16 protein-coding genes are annotated in these 21,708 nt (G+C 59.5%); all 16 read left to right on the top strand.

Features of this window, described 5'->3' with window-relative positions:
• Positions 1-575: 575 nt before the first annotated feature.
• The 16 genes from GMET_RS10885 (at position 576) to GMET_RS10810 (ending at position 21,645) form a co-directional block, all read left to right on the top strand.
• Positions 576-1,829, top strand: coding sequence for an ISL3-like element ISGme6 family transposase (locus GMET_RS10885; protein WP_004514804.1), 1,254 nt, complete (start codon positions 576-578; stop codon positions 1,827-1,829).
• Positions 1,830-2,072: 243 nt separating this feature from the next.
• Positions 2,073-3,329 carry a PAS domain-containing sensor histidine kinase gene (locus GMET_RS10880; protein ID WP_004513046.1) on the top strand — a complete coding sequence of 419 codons (1,257 nt, stop codon included), beginning with the start codon at positions 2,073-2,075 and terminating at the stop codon, positions 3,327-3,329.
• Positions 3,301-3,933, top strand: coding sequence for a response regulator (locus GMET_RS10875; protein WP_004513047.1), 633 nt, complete (start codon positions 3,301-3,303; stop codon positions 3,931-3,933). The genes GMET_RS10880 and GMET_RS10875 overlap by 29 nt, the downstream gene beginning before the upstream one ends.
• A 24-nt stretch (positions 3,934-3,957) precedes the next feature.
• Positions 3,958-4,710 (top strand): response regulator transcription factor, encoded by a 753-nt coding sequence (locus GMET_RS10870; protein ID WP_004513048.1) that lies wholly within the window; start codon positions 3,958-3,960, stop codon positions 4,708-4,710.
• 320 nt (positions 4,711-5,030) lie between these two features.
• The gene (locus tag GMET_RS10865) at positions 5,031-6,662 is read left to right on the top strand and encodes a multiheme c-type cytochrome (RefSeq protein ID WP_004513049.1); all 1,632 of its coding nucleotides are present in this window, start codon (positions 5,031-5,033) and stop codon (positions 6,660-6,662) included.
• A gap of 138 nt (positions 6,663-6,800) precedes the next feature.
• Complete coding sequence (locus GMET_RS10860) at positions 6,801-8,927, top strand: multicopper oxidase family protein (RefSeq protein ID WP_004513050.1); 2,127 nt, start codon at positions 6,801-6,803, stop codon at positions 8,925-8,927.
• Positions 8,928-9,044: 117 nt separating this feature from the next.
• A complete protein-coding gene (locus GMET_RS10855) occupies positions 9,045-10,592 on the top strand; it encodes a multicopper oxidase family protein (RefSeq protein WP_004513051.1) in 1,548 nt (515 codons plus the stop codon).
• Positions 10,593-11,115: 523 nt separating this feature from the next.
• Positions 11,116-11,892: an electron transfer flavoprotein subunit beta/FixA family protein gene (locus GMET_RS10850; protein WP_004513052.1), complete on the top strand. Its 777-nt coding sequence runs from the start codon at positions 11,116-11,118 to the stop codon at positions 11,890-11,892.
• A 9-nt stretch (positions 11,893-11,901) separates the two neighbouring features.
• Positions 11,902-12,810: an electron transfer flavoprotein subunit alpha/FixB family protein gene (locus tag GMET_RS10845; RefSeq protein ID WP_004513053.1), complete on the top strand. Its 909-nt coding sequence runs from the start codon at positions 11,902-11,904 to the stop codon at positions 12,808-12,810.
• 198 nt (positions 12,811-13,008) lie between these two features.
• Positions 13,009-14,082 (top strand): 6-hydroxycyclohex-1-ene-1-carbonyl-CoA dehydrogenase, encoded by a 1,074-nt coding sequence (had, locus tag GMET_RS10840; protein WP_004513054.1) that lies wholly within the window; start codon positions 13,009-13,011, stop codon positions 14,080-14,082.
• Between the two features lie 79 nt (positions 14,083-14,161).
• Complete coding sequence (locus GMET_RS10835; protein ID WP_004513055.1) at positions 14,162-14,932, top strand: cyclohexa-1,5-dienecarbonyl-CoA hydratase; 771 nt, start codon at positions 14,162-14,164, stop codon at positions 14,930-14,932.
• Between the two features lie 218 nt (positions 14,933-15,150).
• A complete protein-coding gene (locus GMET_RS10830) occupies positions 15,151-16,050 on the top strand; it encodes a hypothetical protein (protein ID WP_004513056.1) in 900 nt (299 codons plus the stop codon).
• A 96-nt stretch (positions 16,051-16,146) separates the two neighbouring features.
• Positions 16,147-17,490 carry a hypothetical protein gene (locus tag GMET_RS10825; protein WP_004513057.1) on the top strand — a complete coding sequence of 448 codons (1,344 nt, stop codon included), beginning with the start codon at positions 16,147-16,149 and terminating at the stop codon, positions 17,488-17,490.
• A gap of 129 nt (positions 17,491-17,619) precedes the next feature.
• Positions 17,620-18,480 carry an amidohydrolase family protein gene (locus GMET_RS10820; protein WP_004513058.1) on the top strand — a complete coding sequence of 287 codons (861 nt, stop codon included), beginning with the start codon at positions 17,620-17,622 and terminating at the stop codon, positions 18,478-18,480.
• Between the two features lie 16 nt (positions 18,481-18,496).
• Entirely contained in the window at positions 18,497-20,308 is a 1,812-nt protein-coding gene (locus tag GMET_RS10815; protein WP_004513059.1) for a sensor histidine kinase, read from the top strand.
• Positions 20,305-21,645 (top strand): sigma-54-dependent transcriptional regulator, encoded by a 1,341-nt coding sequence (locus tag GMET_RS10810; protein WP_004513060.1) that lies wholly within the window; start codon positions 20,305-20,307, stop codon positions 21,643-21,645. The genes GMET_RS10815 and GMET_RS10810 overlap by 4 nt, the downstream gene beginning before the upstream one ends.
• The last annotated feature ends 63 nt before the right edge of the window (positions 21,646-21,708 follow it).

Here is a 21,708-nt window from a genome sequence, read left to right as displayed (position 1 = left end):
GGAGATGTTTGATGCAGGGCTGCGCACTGTCTGTTCCGGCGGCCCAATTTTGGATAAAACTATACGAAATAACAGCGGCCGCTCTATTCGGTGGACATCTGTATTTGTCATAGGTATCAGGGAAATGGTCTATAGGTATTTGTGTGTGAATAAGCGGCAGTAAGTACTATCGTTAGACAGAAACTTTCCGATGACTGAAGTACGAGGGAAGTGATGCGGTGTGGTCTGAAAGACTAAGACAAACCCTTAATAGTGCTGTCGCAATTACCTATAAACTCAGCGTATGATGTCCTAGTAAAAATACGGACACCTGCACATATCGTCTGTAGAATCGTCTTGTTATTCTCTCTTTGGGTTTGTTAATCCTCAGCGTGGCACTGATTCAAACCTGCCTTACCGTTCACCCGGCCTTCGGCCACCCTCTCCCACGGCGGGGAGAGGAGCGGGGGGAGGGGGGAAATTGGCCTCGTCCGCAGAATCTGTGGGTAGTTGGCTGAAAAAATAAGGGCATTGCCCCTCCGTGAAGGATAAGATTGTTTTTGCGAGAAACGATCAAGTCCGACACGGGAGAAGCAATGCTTATCAAGACTGTACTGAACAAGTTCGAGCGTTTCAAGTCCTTCATTTACGGAGATTGCCGACTGGCGAAAGTCGGCGGCTCAGAAGCACTGGTCATTGACATCAAGGCTCGTCGCAACAGCAAGCCCGAATGCCCGGAATGTGGCAAGCGAGGCAAGACATACGACACGCAACCGGCCCGACTGTTCGAGTATGTGCCGATCTGGGCGTTCAAGGTCTTCTTTCGCTACGCTCCCCGTCGGGTTCTGTGCCCAATCCATGGGGTAAAGGTTGAATCCCTCCCCTGGGGGTATGGCAAAGAGCAAATGACGATCTCGTACCAGGTCTATCTTGCCCGGTGGGCTCGGCGACTCTCCTGGAAGGAAGTTGCCGAAATCTTTAAGACCAGTTGGGACAGCATCTTTCGGGCGGTGCAGTATGCTGTCGATTACGGCCTGGCAAACAGAAACCTTGATGGCGTTACGGAAATCGGTGTTGATGAAATTGCCGTCTTCAAGGGCCATCAGTATCTTACGATGGTCTATCAGCTCAATGCCGGCGTCAGGCGTCTTCTCTGGTGTGGTCCGCAACGTCGGATAAGAACGCTACTGCGCTTCTTTCGGGAATTCGGCAAAGAACGCAGCGCCAAGCTCAAGTATGTCTGCAGCGACATGTGGGCACCGTATCTCAAGGTTATCGCCAAGCGGGCACCCAATGCCGTGAACATCCTCGACCGCTTCCACATCATGCGGAAGTTTAACGAAGCGATTGACGAGGTTCGGCGCACCGAAGCCAAGGAGTTCAAGGCCGCCAAGCAGGAGAACGTCCTGGAAAAGGGCCGTTGGTTGCTGCTGAAACGGCCGGAAAATCTGTCCGAGAAGCAGACGTCACGATTGGGAGATTTGCTCAAGCTCAACCTCTCATCAATCAAGGCATATCTGCTGCGCGAGGACTTTCAGCAGTTCTGGGACTACCAGCGGTCTGACTTTGCTGGCAAGTTCCTCGACGACTGGGTCATCAGGACAATGCAAACTGACCTGGAACCGATGAAGAAGGTTGCCAGGATGTTACGCAACCACAAACCGATGATTCTCAACTGGTTCAAGGCAAAAGGCCGACTTTCCAGCGGCGCGGTAGAGGGTCTGAACCTCAAAGCAAAACTGACTATCAGAAAAGCGTACGGTTTCCGAACCATCAAGTGCCTGCAAGTGGCGCTATATCACACACTTGGCGACTTGCCAGAACCCCTGTGTCACCACAGATTCTGCTAAAGAGCCGGAAATTGCAGCAGTATATTGTGGTCGGGACGCCATTGGCCCGAACCGCTGCGAGACAAAGGGCCTCAATCCGGTATACTTATTAGCCGGTGTAGCGAGTATGCGAGGTCGCCATTGGAAACGGACAATCTCAAGAACAAGCCGCCAGTATCCGCCGAATCGGAGCCGGGAAGAGTGACGGAGCCCCTCCCTCCCTCGTCGAGCGCGTTTTCGCCTCGGACAGAGAAGGAGATAGAGATGCTGCTGCTTGAAATTGAAGCGCAGAAGAACGTGCTGGAACTGCAAAACGCCAAACTCGTTGATGCCATGGCCGAGAAAGAGCACGTTCTGCAACAATTCAATCGCCTGTTCGATCAGGCGCCGGTTGGCGGCGTTATCCTGGGACAGGATGGAATAATTCGCACCGTCAACCATATTGCGGCCCACATGCTGGGGGAGGAGCGTTCCAGGCTCGTTGGCCGGCCATTGGAGCAGTTTCTTTCCGAGGGATCGCGTCCGGTCTTTGCGGAATTTCTCAGGAACATGATGAGTGCGTGTAAAGCCAGTTGCGAGCTTGAACAGCCGATAGGGGGGAATCCCTCCCTGATCCGTTTCGAGGGGGCTTGCGACACCTGCGGGGACGAGTGCCGCGTCGCGATGATAGACATTACCGGCCGGCACATTCCGGAGGAGGAGCGGGCACCCGGGGCGGGGGGGCACCGGAAGCTGCGTTGGTATGAATTGTCGGGAAAGCCGCCTCCTCCGGACCGGGAGGATTCCCGTGAGATTGAGCGCAGCAAACGGGAGGAGGGGCTGGTCGATTCCCTGAAAAAGCAGCGCAGGCTTTCGTTTCACCTTATGTCGGCCCGGGAGGAGGAGCGAACGGCAGTCGCGCGGGAAATTCACGAAGAACTGGGACAGATGCTGGCGGCCCTTCAGTTGAACGTGTCGCTCGTGACAAAGGAATACCTCGACCACGCCAAGCTTGTCGCCAGGACACAGGCGATGGAGCAGTTGATCACTTCGTCCATCATGACCGTGAACAGGATCTCCTCGGAACTGCGGCCGGTTATGCTCGATATCCTGGGACTGGCCGATGCCATTGAATGGCAGGCAAAGGAATTCGAGAAGAAAAGCGGGATACGCTGCAAGACAACCATCCTTCTCGCCGAGAAGAAGGTGGATCGGGATGTGTCCACGGCGGTTTACCGGATAGTTCAGGAAGCGTTGAGCAATGTCGCCCGCCACGCCACCGCTGACCATGTCCGGGTGACCCTGGTGGAAAAAGTCGGTAGGGTGACCCTGTCGGTGAGCGACAATGGCCGGGGAATTACTGAGAGAGAGAAGAACAATCCGCAGTCGCTCGGTATTGCAGGGATGCGGGAACGGGCGGAGGCGTTTGGAGGGAGACTGAGGATATGCGGCTCTTCGCGCCAGGGGACCACAGTGGTTGCACGGATTCCATTAGCCAGGGAAGGAGACGTTGATGAGCACCAGGATACTTGTAGCCGATGATCACGCAATCTTCAGGGAAGGGCTCAAGCAGGTTATTGGCACCACGGTGGACATGAGCGTTGTCGACGAAGCGGTCGACGGCAAGGAGTTGCTGAACAAGATACAGGCCAATGATTACGACATGGTGATCCTCGATATCACCATGCCGGGCAGAAACGGACTCGATGTCCTGACGGAGATGAAAAGCATCAAACCGAAACTGCCGGTCCTCGTCATGAGCATGCACCCCGAGGAGCAGTACGCGCTCCGTGCGTATAAATCGGGGGCAGCGGGCTACCTGAACAAGGGAAGCGCTTCCAATGAACTGCTCGATGCCCTGCATAAGATTTCCATGGGGAAAAAATATGTGAGCTCGGCCCTGGCGGAGTCTCTGGTATCCGGTCTCAGTGATCATAACCAGCAGGATCTCCTCCAGAGTCTCTCCAACAGGGAGTATCAGGTGATGAGCATGATCGCCTCAGGCAAGACGGTCGGCAAGATCGCCACCGAGCTTTCCCTGAGCGTGAAGACCGTCAGTACCTACCGGGCCCACATCCTGCGCAAGCTGAACATGAAAAACAACGCGGAACTGACCCGCTTCGTCATCGAGAACAAGTTGATCTGATGGGTTCATGGGAAAGGTCTGGCGATGTCACTGGCCCAATCCATAGTTGTTGTTGCCGAACCGAGCCATTCCGATCTGTATGACTTGCTGGCAGTCGGCAATGCGGGCATCCGGCTCGTATCCGCGGCGGGGCTTTCCACGGCAATTGGCCCCAGTGATCCGGATATCGTCATCCTCGACAGCGGCACCGACGCCGATGGCGGGATAACCCTCCTTGGAGAAATCAAAGCACTTCGCAACGATCTGCCGGTAATCTTTCTGACCGATTCCAGCTCCGAGGAGATCGTCCTCAAGGCATTCAGAAAAGGAGCCCGGGAGTATTTCCGCAAGCCGGTCGATCTGCATGTGCTCCAGCATGCGGTTGAAACCATACTCGCCCTTCGCCGGATGCAGCGGGAGCGCAGAGATCCCCTCAAGCGGCACTATTCCGATCCCATCAACCTTCCCGACGACCTTCCCGAATCGATCGGCCGTGCGGTCATGCACATCAAGAGCAATTACGACTGCGCCTTATATCTCGACGACCTGGCCCGCGCGGCCCACCTCAGTAAATTCCACTTCTGCCGCAACTTCAAAAAGTATATCGGCGTGAGCCCCATGCGGTTCATGAATATGGTAAAGATAAGCAAGGCGGAAACCCTTCTCCGGAGAGCGGATCTCACTATCTCGACCGTTGCCTACAAGCTCGGGTTCAATGATCCGAGTGAATTCACCCGACAGTTCAAGAGCATTACTGGCATATCCCCATCTGCATTCAGACGCTCCTGCCTTAGTTGAATCCACAACTAAATCCTATGCATAAAATTCTTTGATACCAAAAACAATCCAACTGTCTTTGTGTTGCAGATTTATTACACAAAAATAATTGCTTACTAGAAATGTCAATTTAGTATCTGGATCTGAATCAAAGTTGTATTAAAACGAGTTCAACTATGTGTAATGAGTCAATATTGCGCTGATACAAAAAAATGATGCAACCCGCTATAGCAATATTTCACAAATATTCAGCAATTTACATCAAGGCCAATTCCCGATTTATCGATAGACTCTATACCAGCACAATCTTGCCACGCCAGGCGCTGCCAGGAGAGAACCCCATGAAAACAAAACTGCATTTGTCCGCTCTCCTGGTGGTCATGGTCTGCGCGGGGTGTGGCGGAAACGGGGCAGGCGATCCCCCGGCAGCATATTCCCTTATCGCCTGGAACGATCTGGGGATGCATTGCATAGACAACGATTATTCGGTCTTCGCGATTCTCCCCCCGTACAACAACCTCCATGCACAGTTGATCGACCGTCAAACCGGCAAGCAGGTGACGGCAGGCGTTACCGTAACCTACACCGCGACCGCCGACACGCGCGGTTCCATTAACTCCACGAGCAAGGGGAAAACGAACTTCTGGCAGTGGGTGTCCGGCCTGTTTGGCGTGACCCTGCCGGTGGACACCGGACTGACCGGCAATCGGACGCCGGGAACCGCTCCGGCGCCCATGTCCTATGATCCGGCATCCGGATTCTGGAAGGCTGACGGGATACCGATCCTTCCCCATGATGATGCAGGCGCTCCCAACTATTACCCGATGGTAAAGGTTGAGGCCAGGGACGGCCGCGGAGTGCTCCTCGCCACGACCTATACGGTGCTGCCGGTCAGCGATGAACTGGCGTGCAGCAAATGCCACACCTCCGGCATCGGCGACCCCATGGCGCAGCCTTCGCCCGACTGGGTCTTCGATCCCAATCCTGTCAGGGACTGGCGGCGAAACATCCTGCTCCTCCATGACACCAAGAATGGCGCAAACCCCCTGTATGCAACTGCCCTGGCACAGAAAGGATATTTGCCCGCCGGGCTTCTGGCCACCTCCGATGCCGGAACCCCGATCCTCTGCGCGGGGTGCCACCCGTCCAATGCCCTGGGAACGACAGGGGTCGCGGGGGTGAAGCAGCTCACCACCTCAATGCATTCGTGGCATGCGGTCAAAGCCATGGATGATGCTACCGGGATGCCCCTCGGCCAGACCATGGACCGGTCCGGCTGCTATTACTGCCATCCCGGCTCCACGACCCAGTGCCTGCGGGGCGTCATGGGAAACGCAAAAAATCCGGACGGCTCTGCCGCCCTCGAATGCCAGAGCTGCCATGGCTCCATGAACGTTGTGGGGGGGGCAGGGCGTGCCGGCTGGATCGATCTCCCCAAATGCCAGTACTGCCATTACCAGGCCCCGGACGGGACGTATGTGCGCGACACCTCGGCCTTCGACGTATCCGGAAACTTCCGGCAAACGACCAGCATTTTCTCGACCGGCCAGGCGCTCTTCAAGGTGGGCGCAACCCACGGAACCATGCAGTGTGAGGCGTGCCACGGTTCCACCCATGCCGAATATCCCTCTTCGGAGGATAACGACAATGTGCAGAGCATCAACCTCCAGGGGTATGCCGGAACTATTGCGGAATGTGTCGTCTGCCATCCCCAGGGATTCCCCCCGAGCGCTGCCGGCGGACCCCATGGGCTTCACACCGTTGGCGCGGCGTGGGTGGATACCCATGGCAGTGCGGCCAAGGCTGATTCGCAGGCGTGCACCGTCTGCCACGGCAAGGACTACCGCGGGACCCGGCTCTCCCGAACGTTTACCGCGCGCAGCTTCCGGACCACCAGTACGGGGATGAAGGTCTATGCCAAGGGGGATATGGTGGGATGCTACGACTGCCATAACGGTCCCGGGGGCAAATAGGGTGCCCCGGCAACGGAATACGAGATGAGACCGTCCATGATCAATGCCATGACGGCACCGGCAGAAAATTGCCGGCTCCCCAGGGACGGGGATTTTATGGAAGTGCGGCACATACTGTCAGCGAAAAAGGAGTCAACCATGGACGGACGATCATTGTGGAGAGGAGCAGTTGCAGCCGGCATTACCCTGGCGCTCGGCATCGGGAACGCCTCCGCCAGCTTCCTTGTCCCCCAGACGGCGCTGCCGGGGAAGAATGTCCCCAAGTATCGGGATCCGCTTCCCACCTTCGCGGGATCACGGGTGCCGGCCACGTCGGGGTACACGGTTTCCTTCGAGGAATTCAAACAGCAGGTCCTCCCGGCGTCGGGCGGCTTTGGCCCAACGACCGTCTGGGGGTACAAGATCAACGGCAACGGCCCCCTCTGGCCGGGATATACCGTTGAGGCGACAAAGGGGAGCCCGGCCACGGCGACGTATGTGAACAACCTGGCAGGGCCGGGAGGGACACCGCCGCTGCTGCAGAAGTATCTGACGGTGGACCAGACGATCCACTGGGCCGATCCGTTCAAGCTCAGGTGCATGTTTACTCCCATGGCCGCCGGGTGTTTCGACCCCTATACCGGTCCGGTGCCGGCGGTCGCTCACCTCCATGGCGGCGAGGACAAGTCGGACTTCGACGGCGGACCGGAGCAGTGGTTCACGCCGAACGGGATGCGTGGCCCGGCCTACAGGACCTACACCTCGGCAGGCGCGCCGCCAGCCCCGGCAAACGGAGCGGTCTACAACTACCCGAACGGCCAGGAAGCAACAACCCTCTGGTTCCATGACCACGCCCTCGGCACGACCCGGCTCAACGTCTATGGCGGCCTGGCAGCCTTCTACTTCCTTCGGGACGACCGCGATACCGGCCGAGCGGATAACCCGATCCGCCTTCCCGCCGGCGACCAGGAGACCGAGATCCTCATCCAGGACCGGCAGTTCGACACCGCCGGCCAACTCCTCTTCCCCGACGGCTTCCCGTCCGGGCTGAACGGCGCGCCACCTAACCCCACGGTTCATCCGTTCTGGATTCCCGAATTTTTCGGCGACGTCATCGTGGTGAACGGGAAATCGTGGCCCTATCAGAACGTTGAGCCGAGGCGCTATCGCCTCCGTCTCCTCAACGGCTCCAACGCCCGTTTCTATAACCTGGCCTTCATTGATGGGGTCCTGCGCAGCGCACCCATCTGGCAGATCGGCACCGATGGCGGGTTACTCGACGCGCCGGTCCCTATTGTCTATCCTGGCCGCCTGCTGCTGGCACCGGGTGAGCGGGCCGATGTCATCGTCGATTTTACCCCCTTTGCCGGGAAAACCGTTACTCTCACGAACAATGCCAAGGCCCCCTTCCCGAGCGGCATGGCCGCTGACCCGCAGACCACCGCCCAGATAATGCAGTTCAGGGTAGGGACGACAGTCACCGGCGACACTGACGGAACCTGTGACCCGGCAGCCTCCAAGAAGAGCGGCAATAAATGCGTCCTCCGGACAACACCCATGGTGAAACTGGCGACCGCCAAGGGAACCACAGCCCCCGGTGTGACCGTTGCCACGCGGCGGCAACTGGTGCTGAGGGAAATAGAAGGGGGAGGCGGGCCGCTGGAGGTGCTCCTCAACAACACCAAGTGGAGCGGCATCATGGAGAGCACGATGGGCACCACGAATACCCCGGTTGCCGGAAGCACGCAGCTGGTTGATTACTGGCTCACCGAACTTCCCACCCTGGGCTCAACCGAGGTCTGGGAGATCATCAACACGACGGGCGATGCCCACCCGATCCACCTCCACCTCGTGCAGTTCCAGATCATGAACCGTCAGCCCTACCAGGCGAACAAGTACCTGTCGGACTGGATGGCGGCTTTGACCGCAGCAGGGAAAGGCCCGGGAGACGGCCCTCCCAACCCGTACGCCACTGTCCTCACGGATACCCTCTCCATCGGCGGGCAGAACCAGGTGATAGGCGGCAACCTGCTCGTCACCCCCTATCTTCAGGGCTCACCCGTGCCGGCAGCTCCGAACGAGCAGGGCTGGAAGGATACGGTGGTCATGATGCCGGGAGAGGTTACCCGGATCGCCGTGCGTTTCTCGCCCCAGGGCAACCCGATCGGCGGTTCCGTCGGCTACTCCTTCGACGCCACCGATGGCCCCGGTTACGTCTGGCATTGCCATATCCTCGACCACGAGGACAACGAGATGATGCGGCCGTATATCCCCGTCAAGCCCTAAAGCAAGACGAACAAGTACTGTGTCGCGATGCACGAAACCCGCCCTTCGGGGCGGGTTTTCGTTACCTCGACGGTGTTCGCGAAAACAACGGAAATTCCAGGGAAAGGAGATTTCATCATGAAAAAAAGAGGAATGAACCGCAGGAAATTCATCACTGCGGCATCGGTGGGCGTTGCGGGCGTTTACGCCACTCTCCACGCCGGCGTGGTCAGGGCCATGATGGGGAGTGGCGGCATGGGCGGCGGTGGCATGGGGGGCGGCGGCATGGGGGGGACGACTACGACGATTGTCGATCCGCCGCCGGGAGCGTCGTTCTTCGATATTCCCAATGCCACGAAGAATAGCGCCGGGGCCTACGAGCTTCTGGTGAAGGAGGCACGGCTGCGGCTGAACGGCACCGCGGTGACCCTTCTTACTTACAACGGCATGTATCCTGGCCCGGTCATTCGGGCTGCCCGGGGCGATATGCTCAAGGTGCGAATGGTCAATATGCTGCCGAAAACGACCGCCAGCAACATCCTCGGTCATGTGCGCAACATCACCAACATCCATACCCATGGTCTTCACGTCACCCCCTCGGGGATGGGCGACAACATGATGATGACGGCGGCGCCGGGCACGGAGCTCAATTACGAATACGATCTCGCCCTGGAAGAGCCAGGGCACCTCAATTTCTACCATCCCCACGTGCACGGCTCCGTTGCCGAGCAGTACTGGGGCGGGCTTGCCGGCCCTCTGGTGATTGACGATGCTGCGGGAAGCCCGCTTTCCGGCTACGAGACCCATGTGATGTTCATCAAGGACCTCACCATTGCCAACGGCCTTCCCGAGCCGTACACCTCCAACTCCGACTTCATGCGGGGGAAGGAGGGGAACCTGGTCATGGTTAACGGGCAGGTGAACCCGGTCCTGTCGATCCGGCCGGGGCAGGTGCAGCGGTGGCAGATCGTCAACGCCTGCAATGCCCGCTTCCTGAAGCTTTCCCTCGACAGGCACTCCCTCTGGCTCGTGGGGACCGACGGTGGGCTCCTCGACAAGCCCTATAAGCTTTCCACCATCCTCCTGGCGCCGGGAGAGCGGGTCGATGTCCTGGTCAAGGCGGACCAGGGGGGCGGGAACTTCAAGCTGCTGTCGCTCCCCTACGCCCGGGGGGGCGGCTCCCTGCAGCAGGTGACGCTCCTGACCCTCGCCTATGGCGGGATATCCGCGGGCGACACCCTCCCCACGGCGGTGAATCCGGCGGCGGCACGGCTGAACATGAACCTTTCCCTCCTGCCGCGGCGGCAGATCTCTCTCAGCATGATGATGGGGAGAGGGTACATCAACGGCATTTCGTACACCGACATGGACCACGCCTATACGATTTCGTCCGGCCTCGGCACCTACGAGGTCTGGGAGATCGTCAACCAGAGCGGCATGGATCACCCGTTCCACCAGCATGTCAATTCGTGCCAGGTTCTTTCCGTCACCGGCGGCGATCCCGACTATGCCTCGCTCTACACCACCATACCGGCCTGGAAGGACGTGGTCATCATCCCGAAGATGGGGAGCGCCACCATCCTCGTCCCGGTCAAGGACTACGACGGCATGACCATGTTCCACTGCCACATCGTCGAGCATGAGGATATCGGGATGATGGGGGTGTGGGACATCGGCATGATGTAAAAATCATTCGTTTGCCATCGCATGGCGACGGAAGGGGCGAAACTCTCGCTCCGAAGCGATCCAGCGTCACTGGTCGGTCTTCGTGGCACGTGAGCCGCTATTCCCGAGGCCTTCCCTCCGTTCATGCCGGCGGTGGTTTTTTGCGGGGATCGCTTCTCCGCGAGAGCCCCGCCCCTTCCGGGAGCCAGTGGTGGATAATGTGACAAAATAGAAATAAACGATCCGATTATAACCATCCTGCCAATCAATGAGGGAGCTTGCTTCGCCCCGGAAAATCACCCGTGGGGGACAAGTTCCCGTTTTTATTGTTGATTGCTTTTCCGGACCTGTGATTGACAACCCGGGGTGAGGTATCTCTGCGAACGATTTACCCTGAATAATTTTTGCTTGACAGTTAAAAAGTAAAATAGTACTTTTATACCAAATTAGAGATTAGACGGTTCGCGGGACGCCGTTGAACCGGATAGCGTTGGAGTAACGGGGCTGAAGTTATCGAACAAGGGTAAAGATCGTGGAGGTTTCTATGAAAGTACTCGTATGTATCAAGCAGGTTCCGGACATGGAGTCGAGGTTCAAGGCCAACAGCTCGGGGAACTGGTATGACGAAGCAGATCTGGCCTTCAGGATGAATGAGTACGACGAGTATGCCGTCGAGCAGGCCGTGCAGCTTAGGGAGCAGTTGGGGGATGCCGCCGATGTGACCGTGCTCTCGATCGGCCCCGACAGGGTGGTGGAGGCACTCAAAAAGGCTCTCGCCATGGGGTGTGACCGGGGCGTGCATGTCCAGGATCCGGCCGTCTCCCTCAAGGATCCCTGGCAGATCGCCTCGATCATCGCCACCTACGCAAAGGACAAGGGCTTTGATCTGATTTTCACCGGCATGCAGTCCCAGGACCGGGGCTCGGCCCAGGTGGGGGTGGCGGTTGCCGAGCAACTCGGCTACTCCTGTGCCACCACCTTGGTCGGCTTCTCCTTTGCCGACGGGGTTGTCACCGCCAAGCGGGAGCTCGAAGGGGGCCTTAAGGGGGTGGTGAAGCTTAAGACGCCGGCGCTGGTCACCTGCCAACTGGGGCTCAACGTTCCTCGCTATCCGACCCTTCCCAATATCATGAAGGCGAAGAAGAAGGAGATCGCGGCCATTCCGGGGGTGGACGTCCTGAAGGAAGAGGCCCTGGCTGCCACGGCCAGCGTTTATCCCCCGGCCAGGAAAGGGGGCGGCATCGTTCTGGAAGGGGACCTGAACGAAATGGCAGACAAGCTCCTCGGCATCCTCAAAGAAAAAACGGCAGTAGTGAGATAGGGGGTAAGCATGAAAGCGCTACTTGTATGCGAATACCGTGAAGGAAAGCTCCTCGAAACAAGCTATGAACTGGTTGCCTTTGCCGAGAAGCTGGGGGCCGAGAAAGCGATGGTCCTGATCGGGAGCGAGGCTGAGGCTCCCAAGGTCAACGGCACGGTCTACCTGGCCGATGCCGGCAAATATGGCGAGTACAACCCGGATGTCCACAAGAAGATCGTCCTGGCGGCGATTGAGCGGGAAAACCCCGACTACGTCGTCTTCGTCCATTCCTCCTACGGCTGGGACCTTGCGCCCCGCGTCGCCGCAAACCTGAAGGCAGCCCAGATTTCCGAGATCGTTGACATCGTCGATGGCAAATTTGAAGTGGGCGTCTGCAATGCCAAGCTCAGGCGCACCGTGACCCCGAAGTCGGGAAAGGCCGTTCTTACCATTCAGGCCGGGGCTTTCAGTGCGGCTGCCGCTTCCGGGACTCCGCAACTGGAGAGGATCGAGGCCGATGGCGCTTCGGTGCTGGAATTTGTCGGCTATGAGCCGGCGGAGAAGAAGGATGTGGATCTTACCCGGGCCGAGATCATCGTCAGCGCTGGCCGGGGTGTTGGGAAAAAGGAAAACGTGCCGGTCATCGCCGCCCTTGCCAAGGCCATGGGTGGCGAGTTGGGGGCAAGCCGTCCGGTGGTGGATGCCGGGTGGGTCGAGCATAGCCACCAGGTGGGGACCACGGGGCAGACGGTCAGCCCTAAACTCTATATGGCGTGCGGCATAAGTGGTGCGATCCAGCACCTCGCCGGGATGAAGAAGTCTGATTTCATCGTGGCCATCAACAAGGATAAGGATGCGCCCATCGGCGAGGTGGCAGACGTCCTGGTCGTTGCCGATGTGCTGCAGTTCGTGCCGGCATTGACGGCAAAGTTTCAGTAGCAGGGGTGGCGCTTGCCCCGCCCGATCGGGGGCGCGGCAAGCAGCGCCACTGCAGCAGGTTTAAGCGAAGAGATGTTTGCAGTGGGTAAGCTTGTTTCGAAATAGGTAAAAAAGTACCAAGTTGCAAAAATGGTTATGTTGCAACCTGTCGATTAACATGCACTTTTTAAGAACAAACGGAATAGGGAGGAAGGATCAATGAGCACTGCACCGCATCGCTGGACAATGACTGCCGTGGGCGAGCCCATGGTGAAGGCGGATTTCGACGCGGCTCCGCCGTCTGACAATGAAGTGGTGGTTGAGGTTGCCGGATGCGGGGTATGCCATACCGACCTGGGCTTCTATTACGATGGCGTGCGCGTCAACCATGGCCTGCCGTTGACCCTCGGCCACGAAATCAGCGGCCGGGTGGTTGCCACGGGCAAGGGGGCGGAGGCCTGGCAAGGGAAGGCGGTGCTGATTCCCGCGGTCATTCCCTGCGGAGTCTGTGACCTCTGCCTTTCGGGCCACGGCACCATTTGCCGCACGCAGCAGATGCCGGGCAACGACATCCAGGGGGGCTTTGCCACCCATATCAAGGTGCCCGCCCGGGGACTCTGTCCCGTCGATGAAAAGAAACTCGCTGCGGCAGGCTTTGAACTGGCGGACATCTCCGTGGTCGCCGACGCCGTCACCACTCCCTACCAGGCCGTTGTCCAGGCAGAAGTTCAGAAAGGGGACTTGGCCATCGTCATCGGCATCGGCGGGGTAGGGAGCTATGCCGTGCAGATCGCCAACGCCATGGGCGCCACGGTCGTCGCCATCGATGTGGACCAGGCCAAGCTGGACAACATGGCCAAGTATGGCGCGGGCCTTACCATCAATTCGCGGCAGGTGCAGGGGAAAGATCTGAAGAAAGCGATCCAGACCTTCGTGAAGGAAAAAGGGCTGCCGCAAACCTGCTGGAAGATCTTTGAATGCTCCGGGACTGTCCCGGGCCAGGATACCGCCTTCGGTCTCCTGACCTTCGGCGCCACCCTGTCGGTAGTAGGCTTCACCATGGACAAGATCGAACTGCGCCTCTCCAACCTCATGGCCTTCCATGCCCGGGCTCTGGGCAACTGGGGCTGCCTGACCGAGCTGTATCCGGCAGCGCTGGACCTGGTTCTGGAGAAGAAGATCGCGCTGGCGCCGTTCATCGAGAAGCACCCCCTGGAGAAGATCAACGAGATCTTTGAAGCAGCCCATGCCCACAAGCTGACCCGGCGGGCCATTCTGGTTCCCGGCAAGTAATTTGTTGCCGAAAATGACCGGCGGGGCAGCAATGCCCCGCTGAACAATAATCAGCCTGATTTTAGGAGGAAAGAGAATCATGAGCGAGAGCCCTCTCAAGGTATGGCTTGAAAAAGACGGCGCGCTGCTCCGTCTGCGTCTGGCACGTCCCAAGGCGAACATCGTGGACGCCGCCATGATCGCGGCGCTGCAGGCAGCGTTAACGGAGCATCTCCCCAGTGCAAAGCTTCGGGCCGTGCTGCTCGATGCGGAAGGCCCCCATTTCAGCTTTGGCGCCAGCGTTGAGGAACACATGCCCGAATCCTGCGCCGCCATGCTGCAATCCCTGCATGCCCTGGTGATTCAGATGCTGGAATCTCCGGTGCCGGTCCTGGTTGCGGTGCGGGGCCAGTGCCTCGGCGGTGGCCTTGAAGTGGTCGCCGCAGGTAACCTGATTTTCGCCGCACCGGGAGCAATGCTCGGGCAGCCGGAGATCAAGATCGGCGTCTTCGCCCCGGCGGCCTCCTGCCTGCTGCCGGAGAGGATCGGCAAGACCGCTTCCGAGGATCTCCTCTTCTCGGGGCGCAGTATCACGGCGGAAGAAGGCTTCCGGATCGGCCTGGTCACTGCGGTGGCCGAAGATCCCGAGCAGGCCGCGGTTGCCTACTTCGATGAGCACCTTGCAGGGCTCAGCGCCAGTTCGCTTCGGTTTGCCGTGCGCGCGGCGCGCATCGGCGTCCTCGAGCGGACCAAGACGAAAATAGCCGCAGTAGAAAAGCTGTACCTGGAAGAGCTGATGGCAACCCATGACGCCGTGGAAGGGCTGAACGCTTTCCTCGGCAAGCGGCCCGCCGCCTGGCAAGACCGCTGAGTTCTTGTATAGAGTCGCAACAGGACGTACCACGTAGTAACTCCTTTTACTGGTGATTCAAGGGGCAGGACGCCATGCCTGCCCCGGTTTTTTCATATCCCCATCCACTGAGCACAGTGAATGGGTTTATTAGTATCTTTTAAAAACAATAGAACAGGGTTTTAAGTTGGCGGATTATGAATTGCTGCAAACAGCTGTCATCGAGAAAGGAGCATCGAATGGGAACTCTCAGGTATGTAGCCTTGTTGGCCCTGCTTACCGTCACGGCCTGCGCCGGTCCCCGGACCGCCACCGGACCGTCGGAAGAGTACGTTGAGGTGGACAACCCGGCCTACACCATGTCCCCCAACGCCTCGCCCACCATGTGGGTTCCCCGGCGGTACGTGGAGAGCGGCATTCCCCGCGGCAGCCAACTGGTGAAAAAGGGGTACGAGGAGGTGGTCGGGAAGGGGGCTCCCGCCCCGGCTTCCCAGGTTGCAGCAGCGGTCTCGCCCCGGTTGCGCATCGCCGTTGTGCAGGCGGGGGGAAATGAGCTGGCGGCGGGGCTCGGCGAGAAGCTGAGAGGAGCCGGCTTTGCCCTTGTCGGCGAGCCGCGGCCGGAGGGAGCCCTTTCCGTGCCCGCATCCGTGGAGGAGCGCGGTGCCTACGTCCAGAGCCTCAACCGGAACCGGGAGTTCAATGCAGTCGTGTTCATCGGCTCCCTCAAGGGAGAAGGGGGCGGGAGCCTCCTCGTGGCGGAGATGTATGACGGCATGGGGGGAATCCTCCTGCGCCGGATCGAGGTTCCTGTCTCAAGCCAAGGAGAGAGTGCCGCGTCCCTCGATGCCGTTGCCGATAAGGTCCGCGGCGTTGCGCGGCATATCCCGTGGCTCTGCGGCATTGCGGCGGTGGAAGGGGAGAAGGTCTACATCAACGCCGGGAGGGAAAGCGGCGTCGTAATCGGTCAACGGTTGCGGATCTACCGTGGCGGCAAGGGGATCAAAGGGCTGGGGTTTGACCCGGGAAGCAAGGTCGGGACCCTTGAGGTCACCGGTTTTGTGGGTCCCAACGGCGCCTACGGGATCGTCCGCGAAGGGGAGGGGGCCAGGACGTCCGATCTGGTGGGAAGCGATTACTGAAAGGGGGAGCAGGGAGCAAGCGCAGAAGTCGCATGTGTCATGGGAGTGCAACGGGAAAGTGAAGGTTTGCAGATCATCTCTTTTTGTGGAGGAAACATGAAGAACAAGGGACTTACGGTTGGAATCTCTGCTTTGCTTCTGGCCGCTCCGGCCATGGCCGAAGAGTTGCCCCAGACCGTCGCGCCGGTCTACAACTGTGATTTTCAGCCAAACTGTGAAGTGGCCCCCGGCATCTACGGCAAGATGGCCTCGCCGGTCACCAGCAAATTCAACCTGAGCATCGGCGGCTACGTCAAGCTCGATTACGCGTACAACTCGGTCAACCTGGGGTCCAACGGCGCCCTGGGCACGCTTCAGAGGGGCATCCCCAAGAGTAGTTCCCCCGCCGGCCAGGAGGATCAGTCCATCTTCACCGCCCGGCAGTCCCGGATCTGGCTGAAGGTTGGCGGCCCCACCTTCCTTGGCGCCAAGACCAATGCCATCATCGAAACGGACTTCTACGGCGGGGGCGGCGCTTCCAACGAGACCGCCACCATGCGGCTCCGCCTCGCCAATGCCTCGCTGGACTGGGCCAATACCCAACTGGTGCTGGGGCAGGCTTATGACATCTTCGGTCCGGCCACCGCCTCCACCGTCGATTTCGGCCAGGCGGCCATGACCGGCGCCCCGAACAACCCGCGGGTGCCCCAGATCAGGGTAACCCATCGGCTGAACCTCAATGACAAGAATGCCCTGCGGCTGGTCCTCGGGGTGCAGAATCCGGTTCAGGATTCCAATCTCCAAGGGGCAAGCGGTGACTCATGGGGGGCCAAGGTCAACGTGGCCGGCCAGGCAATGCTCATCAGCAAGGTTCTCGGGGTTGCGCCGGGCTACTACGGCATGTCCATGAATTCGCTGACAGCGGGCTTCTTCGGCCTCTACGGCAACCAGGACGTTGCCGGTAACAAAGATTCGGTGGATAGCTGGGGATACGGCTTCTATACCTTCGTGCCGCTCCTGCCGTCAAAGGATGGTAAAAACCGCGCCATGACCGCCTCCTTTGAGGGGCAGGCCTACATGGCCGCCAACATGTATACCATTGGCGCTACGGCGGGAACCGTGGTTGGAGCTGCCGGCGACAAGAAGCCCGCCAAGGGGTACGGCATATACAGCCAGCTTATTTTCTACCCGACTCAGGACCTGGGGATTACGGCCGGTTATGCCCGGCGGAACGCCTATAACTACGCAAGCTACAGAGGCATCGATAACTTCGAGAAATCCAACTCGGCCATCTATGCCAACGTTACCTACGATCTGAATGCTGCGCTCCGGTTTGCCGTCGAATACCAGAACATCAACACCCAGTACGGCAACGTCACCAACGGCACCGGCAACCTGGCGGGCCTGGCGACCTCCGGTACCGCCAACATCGGGCGCTTCGCCGCCTATTACTTCTTCTAGTAAATGATAAAACAGTGTTACAGTGTTTGAGCTGTTGCAACAGTTGTAATCAGTCCCCTCCCCCTGTGCGGGGGAGGGGCATGTTGCCTGTCTGCTGGAGAGGAGACCGGAAGAAGAGAGGAAGACACCATGGCTCATGAAATGCGAGACGGAAGTTCGCGGGGGCTGCGCATCGATTTCCACGTCCACCTCGGCGTGTATGCCGACCACAAGCCCTGGGTGACGGAGTGGATCAAGCAGTCCCAGCCCGACCCCGGGGAATACGATGCGTACATAGAGCGCTACAGCGACCCCGGCGCCTTCGAGGAGCTGCTGGCCGCCGAAGGGGTCGATTACGCCTGCGTCCTGGCGGAGTTGTGCCCGATAACCACCGGCATCTGCTCCAACGAGCAGGTGGAGGCCTTCTGTAAGGGGAGAAAGAGGCTGATTCCCTTCTGCAGCATCAATCCCCATCTCACCACCGACCTGGGGGGCGAGCTCCGCCGCCTGGTGGAAACGGAAGGGTTCCGCGGCCTCAAGCTCTATCCCTCCTACCAGCATTACTACCTCAATGACCCGAGGGTCTACCCCCTCTACCAGGCTGCCCAGGAGCTGGGGATTCCGGTGCTCATCCACACCGGCTCCTCGGTCTTTAAGGGGACCCGGATCAAATACTGCGATCCGATCCATCTGGATGACGTGGCCAATGATTTCCCGTCACTGAACCTGGTCATGGCCCATTCGGGGCGGGGATTCTGGTACGACCGGGCCTTTTTCCTGTCGAAGCTCCATTCCAATCTCTACATGGAGGTTTCAGGGCTTCCACCCTCGAAGCTGATGACCTATTTTCCGGAACTGGCGCGCAACACGGACAAGGTCATTTTCGGCAGCGACTGGCCGGGGGCATCCCAGATAAAGCGCAACATGGATGCCATCGGCGCTCTCCCGCTGCCGGCAGAGGGGGTAGAAAAGATTCTGGGAGGGAATGCCGCCAGACTGCTGAATTTTTAATGACTGCGACACTGCCATGATTCATCTTCGCAAACTCAAGCTGCTGCTCGTTCTGGTCCTGGTGGTCGCCACGGCCGTCGGCGCTCTCCTCTGGATCAGGCACACCACCAACGCCGTTCGCGCCGAGGCGCGGGAGCGCTTCTTCGAGCAGTACAACCGGCAGCAGTCCCTCATGGCCGAACTGGCCTCCCACACCCTGGAGGAGATGTTTGCCACGTTCCATCGCAACCTCGATCTGGTGGTGACGCTCTTCGAAGGGAAGGAGGTCACCCGCCGGAGGGCCGAGGAAGTCGGCGAACGTCTGAAAAAGATCTACGGTTCCCTCGCCTCGACCCCGGTTGTCGACCTCGTGATCTTTGACAGCCGTGGAACCGCCGTCGCCATAGAGCCGGCCGATCCGTACACCGTTGGCCGTAACTATGCCTGGCGGGACTATATAAAATGGGCCAAGGAAAAGGGGAAGCCCGGGGAGATGTACCTGTCCCCCTTCACCCGCATGGAGGGGGGAAAGCGCCGGGGGTACAAGGCCCTGATCGTGGCCGAGGGGATCTACGGACCCCGGGGGGAGTTCCTCGGGGTGGCCAGTTGTGTCCTCGATTTCGAGAAGCTGGCGAACAAGCACATCCTTCCCATACGCGTCGGCACCCATGGCCGCGCCTGGCTTGCCGACATCAGCAGCAGGACCATGCTCGTCGCCCCGAGCGGCAGGCTTGTGGGGCGCGGCTTCGACGCGGCGTTTCTTCCCCGGTGGCCGCGCCTCTATAACCTTCTCATCTCTGTGGAAGAGGGGAAGCCGGGGAGCGGCTGGTACGACTACCTGGATGCCGAGATCCCCGATCAGCCGGTGCGGAAGCTGGGGAGCTACTACCCGTTCCGCATCGAGAACCGCCTCTGGGCAATGGGGATTTCAACCCCCGAGCGGGAGGTGGACGAACTCCTGTCCACGTTCATGCATCGACAGGAGGCCTTCGCCACCACTCTGCTGGTGACGGTCCTGGCGGGGGCAACCCTGTTGATGGGGGTTCTCATGAATTGGAACCGGATCCTCTCCAGCCAGGTCAACCATCACACCAAAGCCCTCAGTGAAGCCCATTCCCGGCTCGAATCCACCTTCGACGAGCTGCTGGTGGCGAAGAAGGTGGCCGCGGTGGGGCACCTGGCCCTGGGGCTGGCCCATGAGATCCGCAACCCCCTCTCGGCCATCCAGATGAACATGCAGATGATCCGGAAAAAAATCGCTCCGGCTGGCACGCTCAGGGAGAACTTTTCCATCGTGGAGGAGGAAATCCAGCGCCTCAACCGCCTGCTGAACGATGTCCTGGATTTCGCCCGCTCGCGGCCCCTGCGCCTTGAGACGGCGGAACTGGAGGGGATTGTCGACCGCCTGATGCAGCTCATGGCGCAGCGCCTGGAGGAAGAGCAGGTTCGGTCCGAAGTCCGTATCGATTCGCCCCTGAACCTCGTCTGCGACCCCGAGCAGATTCATCAGGTGCTGCTGAACCTGGTCCTCAATGCCCTCGATGCCATGAACCGGACGCCGCCCGATGCCCGGCTGCTCACCATAACCGCCCAGAGTATGAGCGGGATGGCGCTGCTCAGGGTCAGCGATACCGGGGGGGGGATTCCGCCCGACAAGCTCGAACAGCTCTTCGAGCCGTTTTTCACCACCAAGGCGTCCGGAGGCGGCTTGGGGCTCTCTATCCTGCAAACGATTGTCCTTCGCCATGGCGGATCGGTATCCGTCGAGAGCGAACCCGGCCGGGGCGCCACGTTCACCGTGACTCTGCCCCTCGGGGGACCCGCCGAGAAAGGGGATGGCCTGCAATGAGAACAATCCTGGTCGCCGATGACGACAGAGCCATCCGTCGGACCCTGGAGCTGCACCTTGCCGAGACGGGGTATACGGTTCTCACCGCTGCCACCGGCAACGAAGCGGTCGACCTGGCCCTGGCGCGGGACGTGGGCCTGGTGCTCCTCGATCTGCGGCTGACCGGCATGGACGGTTTCGAGGTGCTGACCCTGATCAAGGAAAGAAAGCCGGCCCTGCCGGTTATCATGATCACCGCCTACGACGACATGCAGACCGCCATCGAGGCAATCCGCCTCGGGGCCATCGACCACCTGGGCAAGCCCCTCGATCTCGATCAGCTCGACCAGATTATCGACAAGATATTCGAGATGAGTGCCCTTTCCCGGACCGGCGTCGCCTTCCGCGACTCTATCGATGCCCCCTTTGAGCAGAACATCATGGTGGGCCGCTCCCGGGCCATGAAGGAGGTTTACAAAACCATCGGCGCCATTGCCGACTTCCGGGCCACGGTCCTGATCCAGGGGGAGAGCGGCACCGGCAAGGAAATGGTTGCCCGTGCCATCCATTTCAACAGCAAGTTCCGCAACCGTCCGTTCATCGCCGTGGCCTGCTCCGCCCTCTCGCCGACGGTCCTCGAAAGCGAGCTGTTCGGCCATGAGAAGGGGGCGTTCACCGGGGCGTATCGAACCAAACCGGGGAAGTTCGAGCTGGCCCAGGGGGGGACCCTGTTCCTTGATGAGATATCGGAGATCAGTCCCGAGTTGCAGGTGAAACTGCTCCGCTTTATCCAGGAGCGGGAGTTCGAGCGGGTAGGGGGAATCGAGACCATCAAGGCCGATGTGCGCATTGTGGCCGCCACCAACAAGAATCTCCTCACGCTGGTCAACAGCGGCATTTTCCGCCACGACCTGTACTACCGCCTGAAAGTGGTCTCCATCGATCTCCCTCCCCTCAGGGAACGCAGGGACGACATTCCCATCCTGGTGAAATTCCTGCTGGAAAAGCTTCACCATGAGACCGGGAAGCGGGTGGATATCATCCCCCAGGAGACCATGAATGCCATCCTGGCCCATCCGTGGGCGGGCAACGTCCGGGAGCTGGAGAACACGCTGCGGCGCGCCGTCCTCCTTTCGCACGGCTCGGTGCTGTCGCCCGAATCCCTGCACCTGGAAGAGGAAAGCGAGAGCGACAGCTTTCCCCTGGTGCTCAGGCCGCTCCATGAGGTCGAGCGGGAACATATCCAGAATGTCCTTGCCTTTACCCACAACGAGAAGAAGAGGGCGGCGGAAATCCTCGGCATTTCCCGGCCGACCCTCGACCGCCGCATCAAGGAGTATGGTCTGGAAGATTCGTAGCCTGTTCCGGTTTCACAAAAAAAAGCCCCCTATCCCGGGAAGGATACGAGGGCTCCATGACAC

The organism is Geobacter metallireducens GS-15 (assembly GCF_000012925.1).
In the GTDB taxonomy this organism is placed as follows: domain Bacteria; phylum Desulfobacterota; class Desulfuromonadia; order Geobacterales; family Geobacteraceae; genus Geobacter; species Geobacter metallireducens.
Note: the sequence above shows the minus strand (reverse complement) of the source record. Positions and strands in the feature narration are given on the sequence as shown.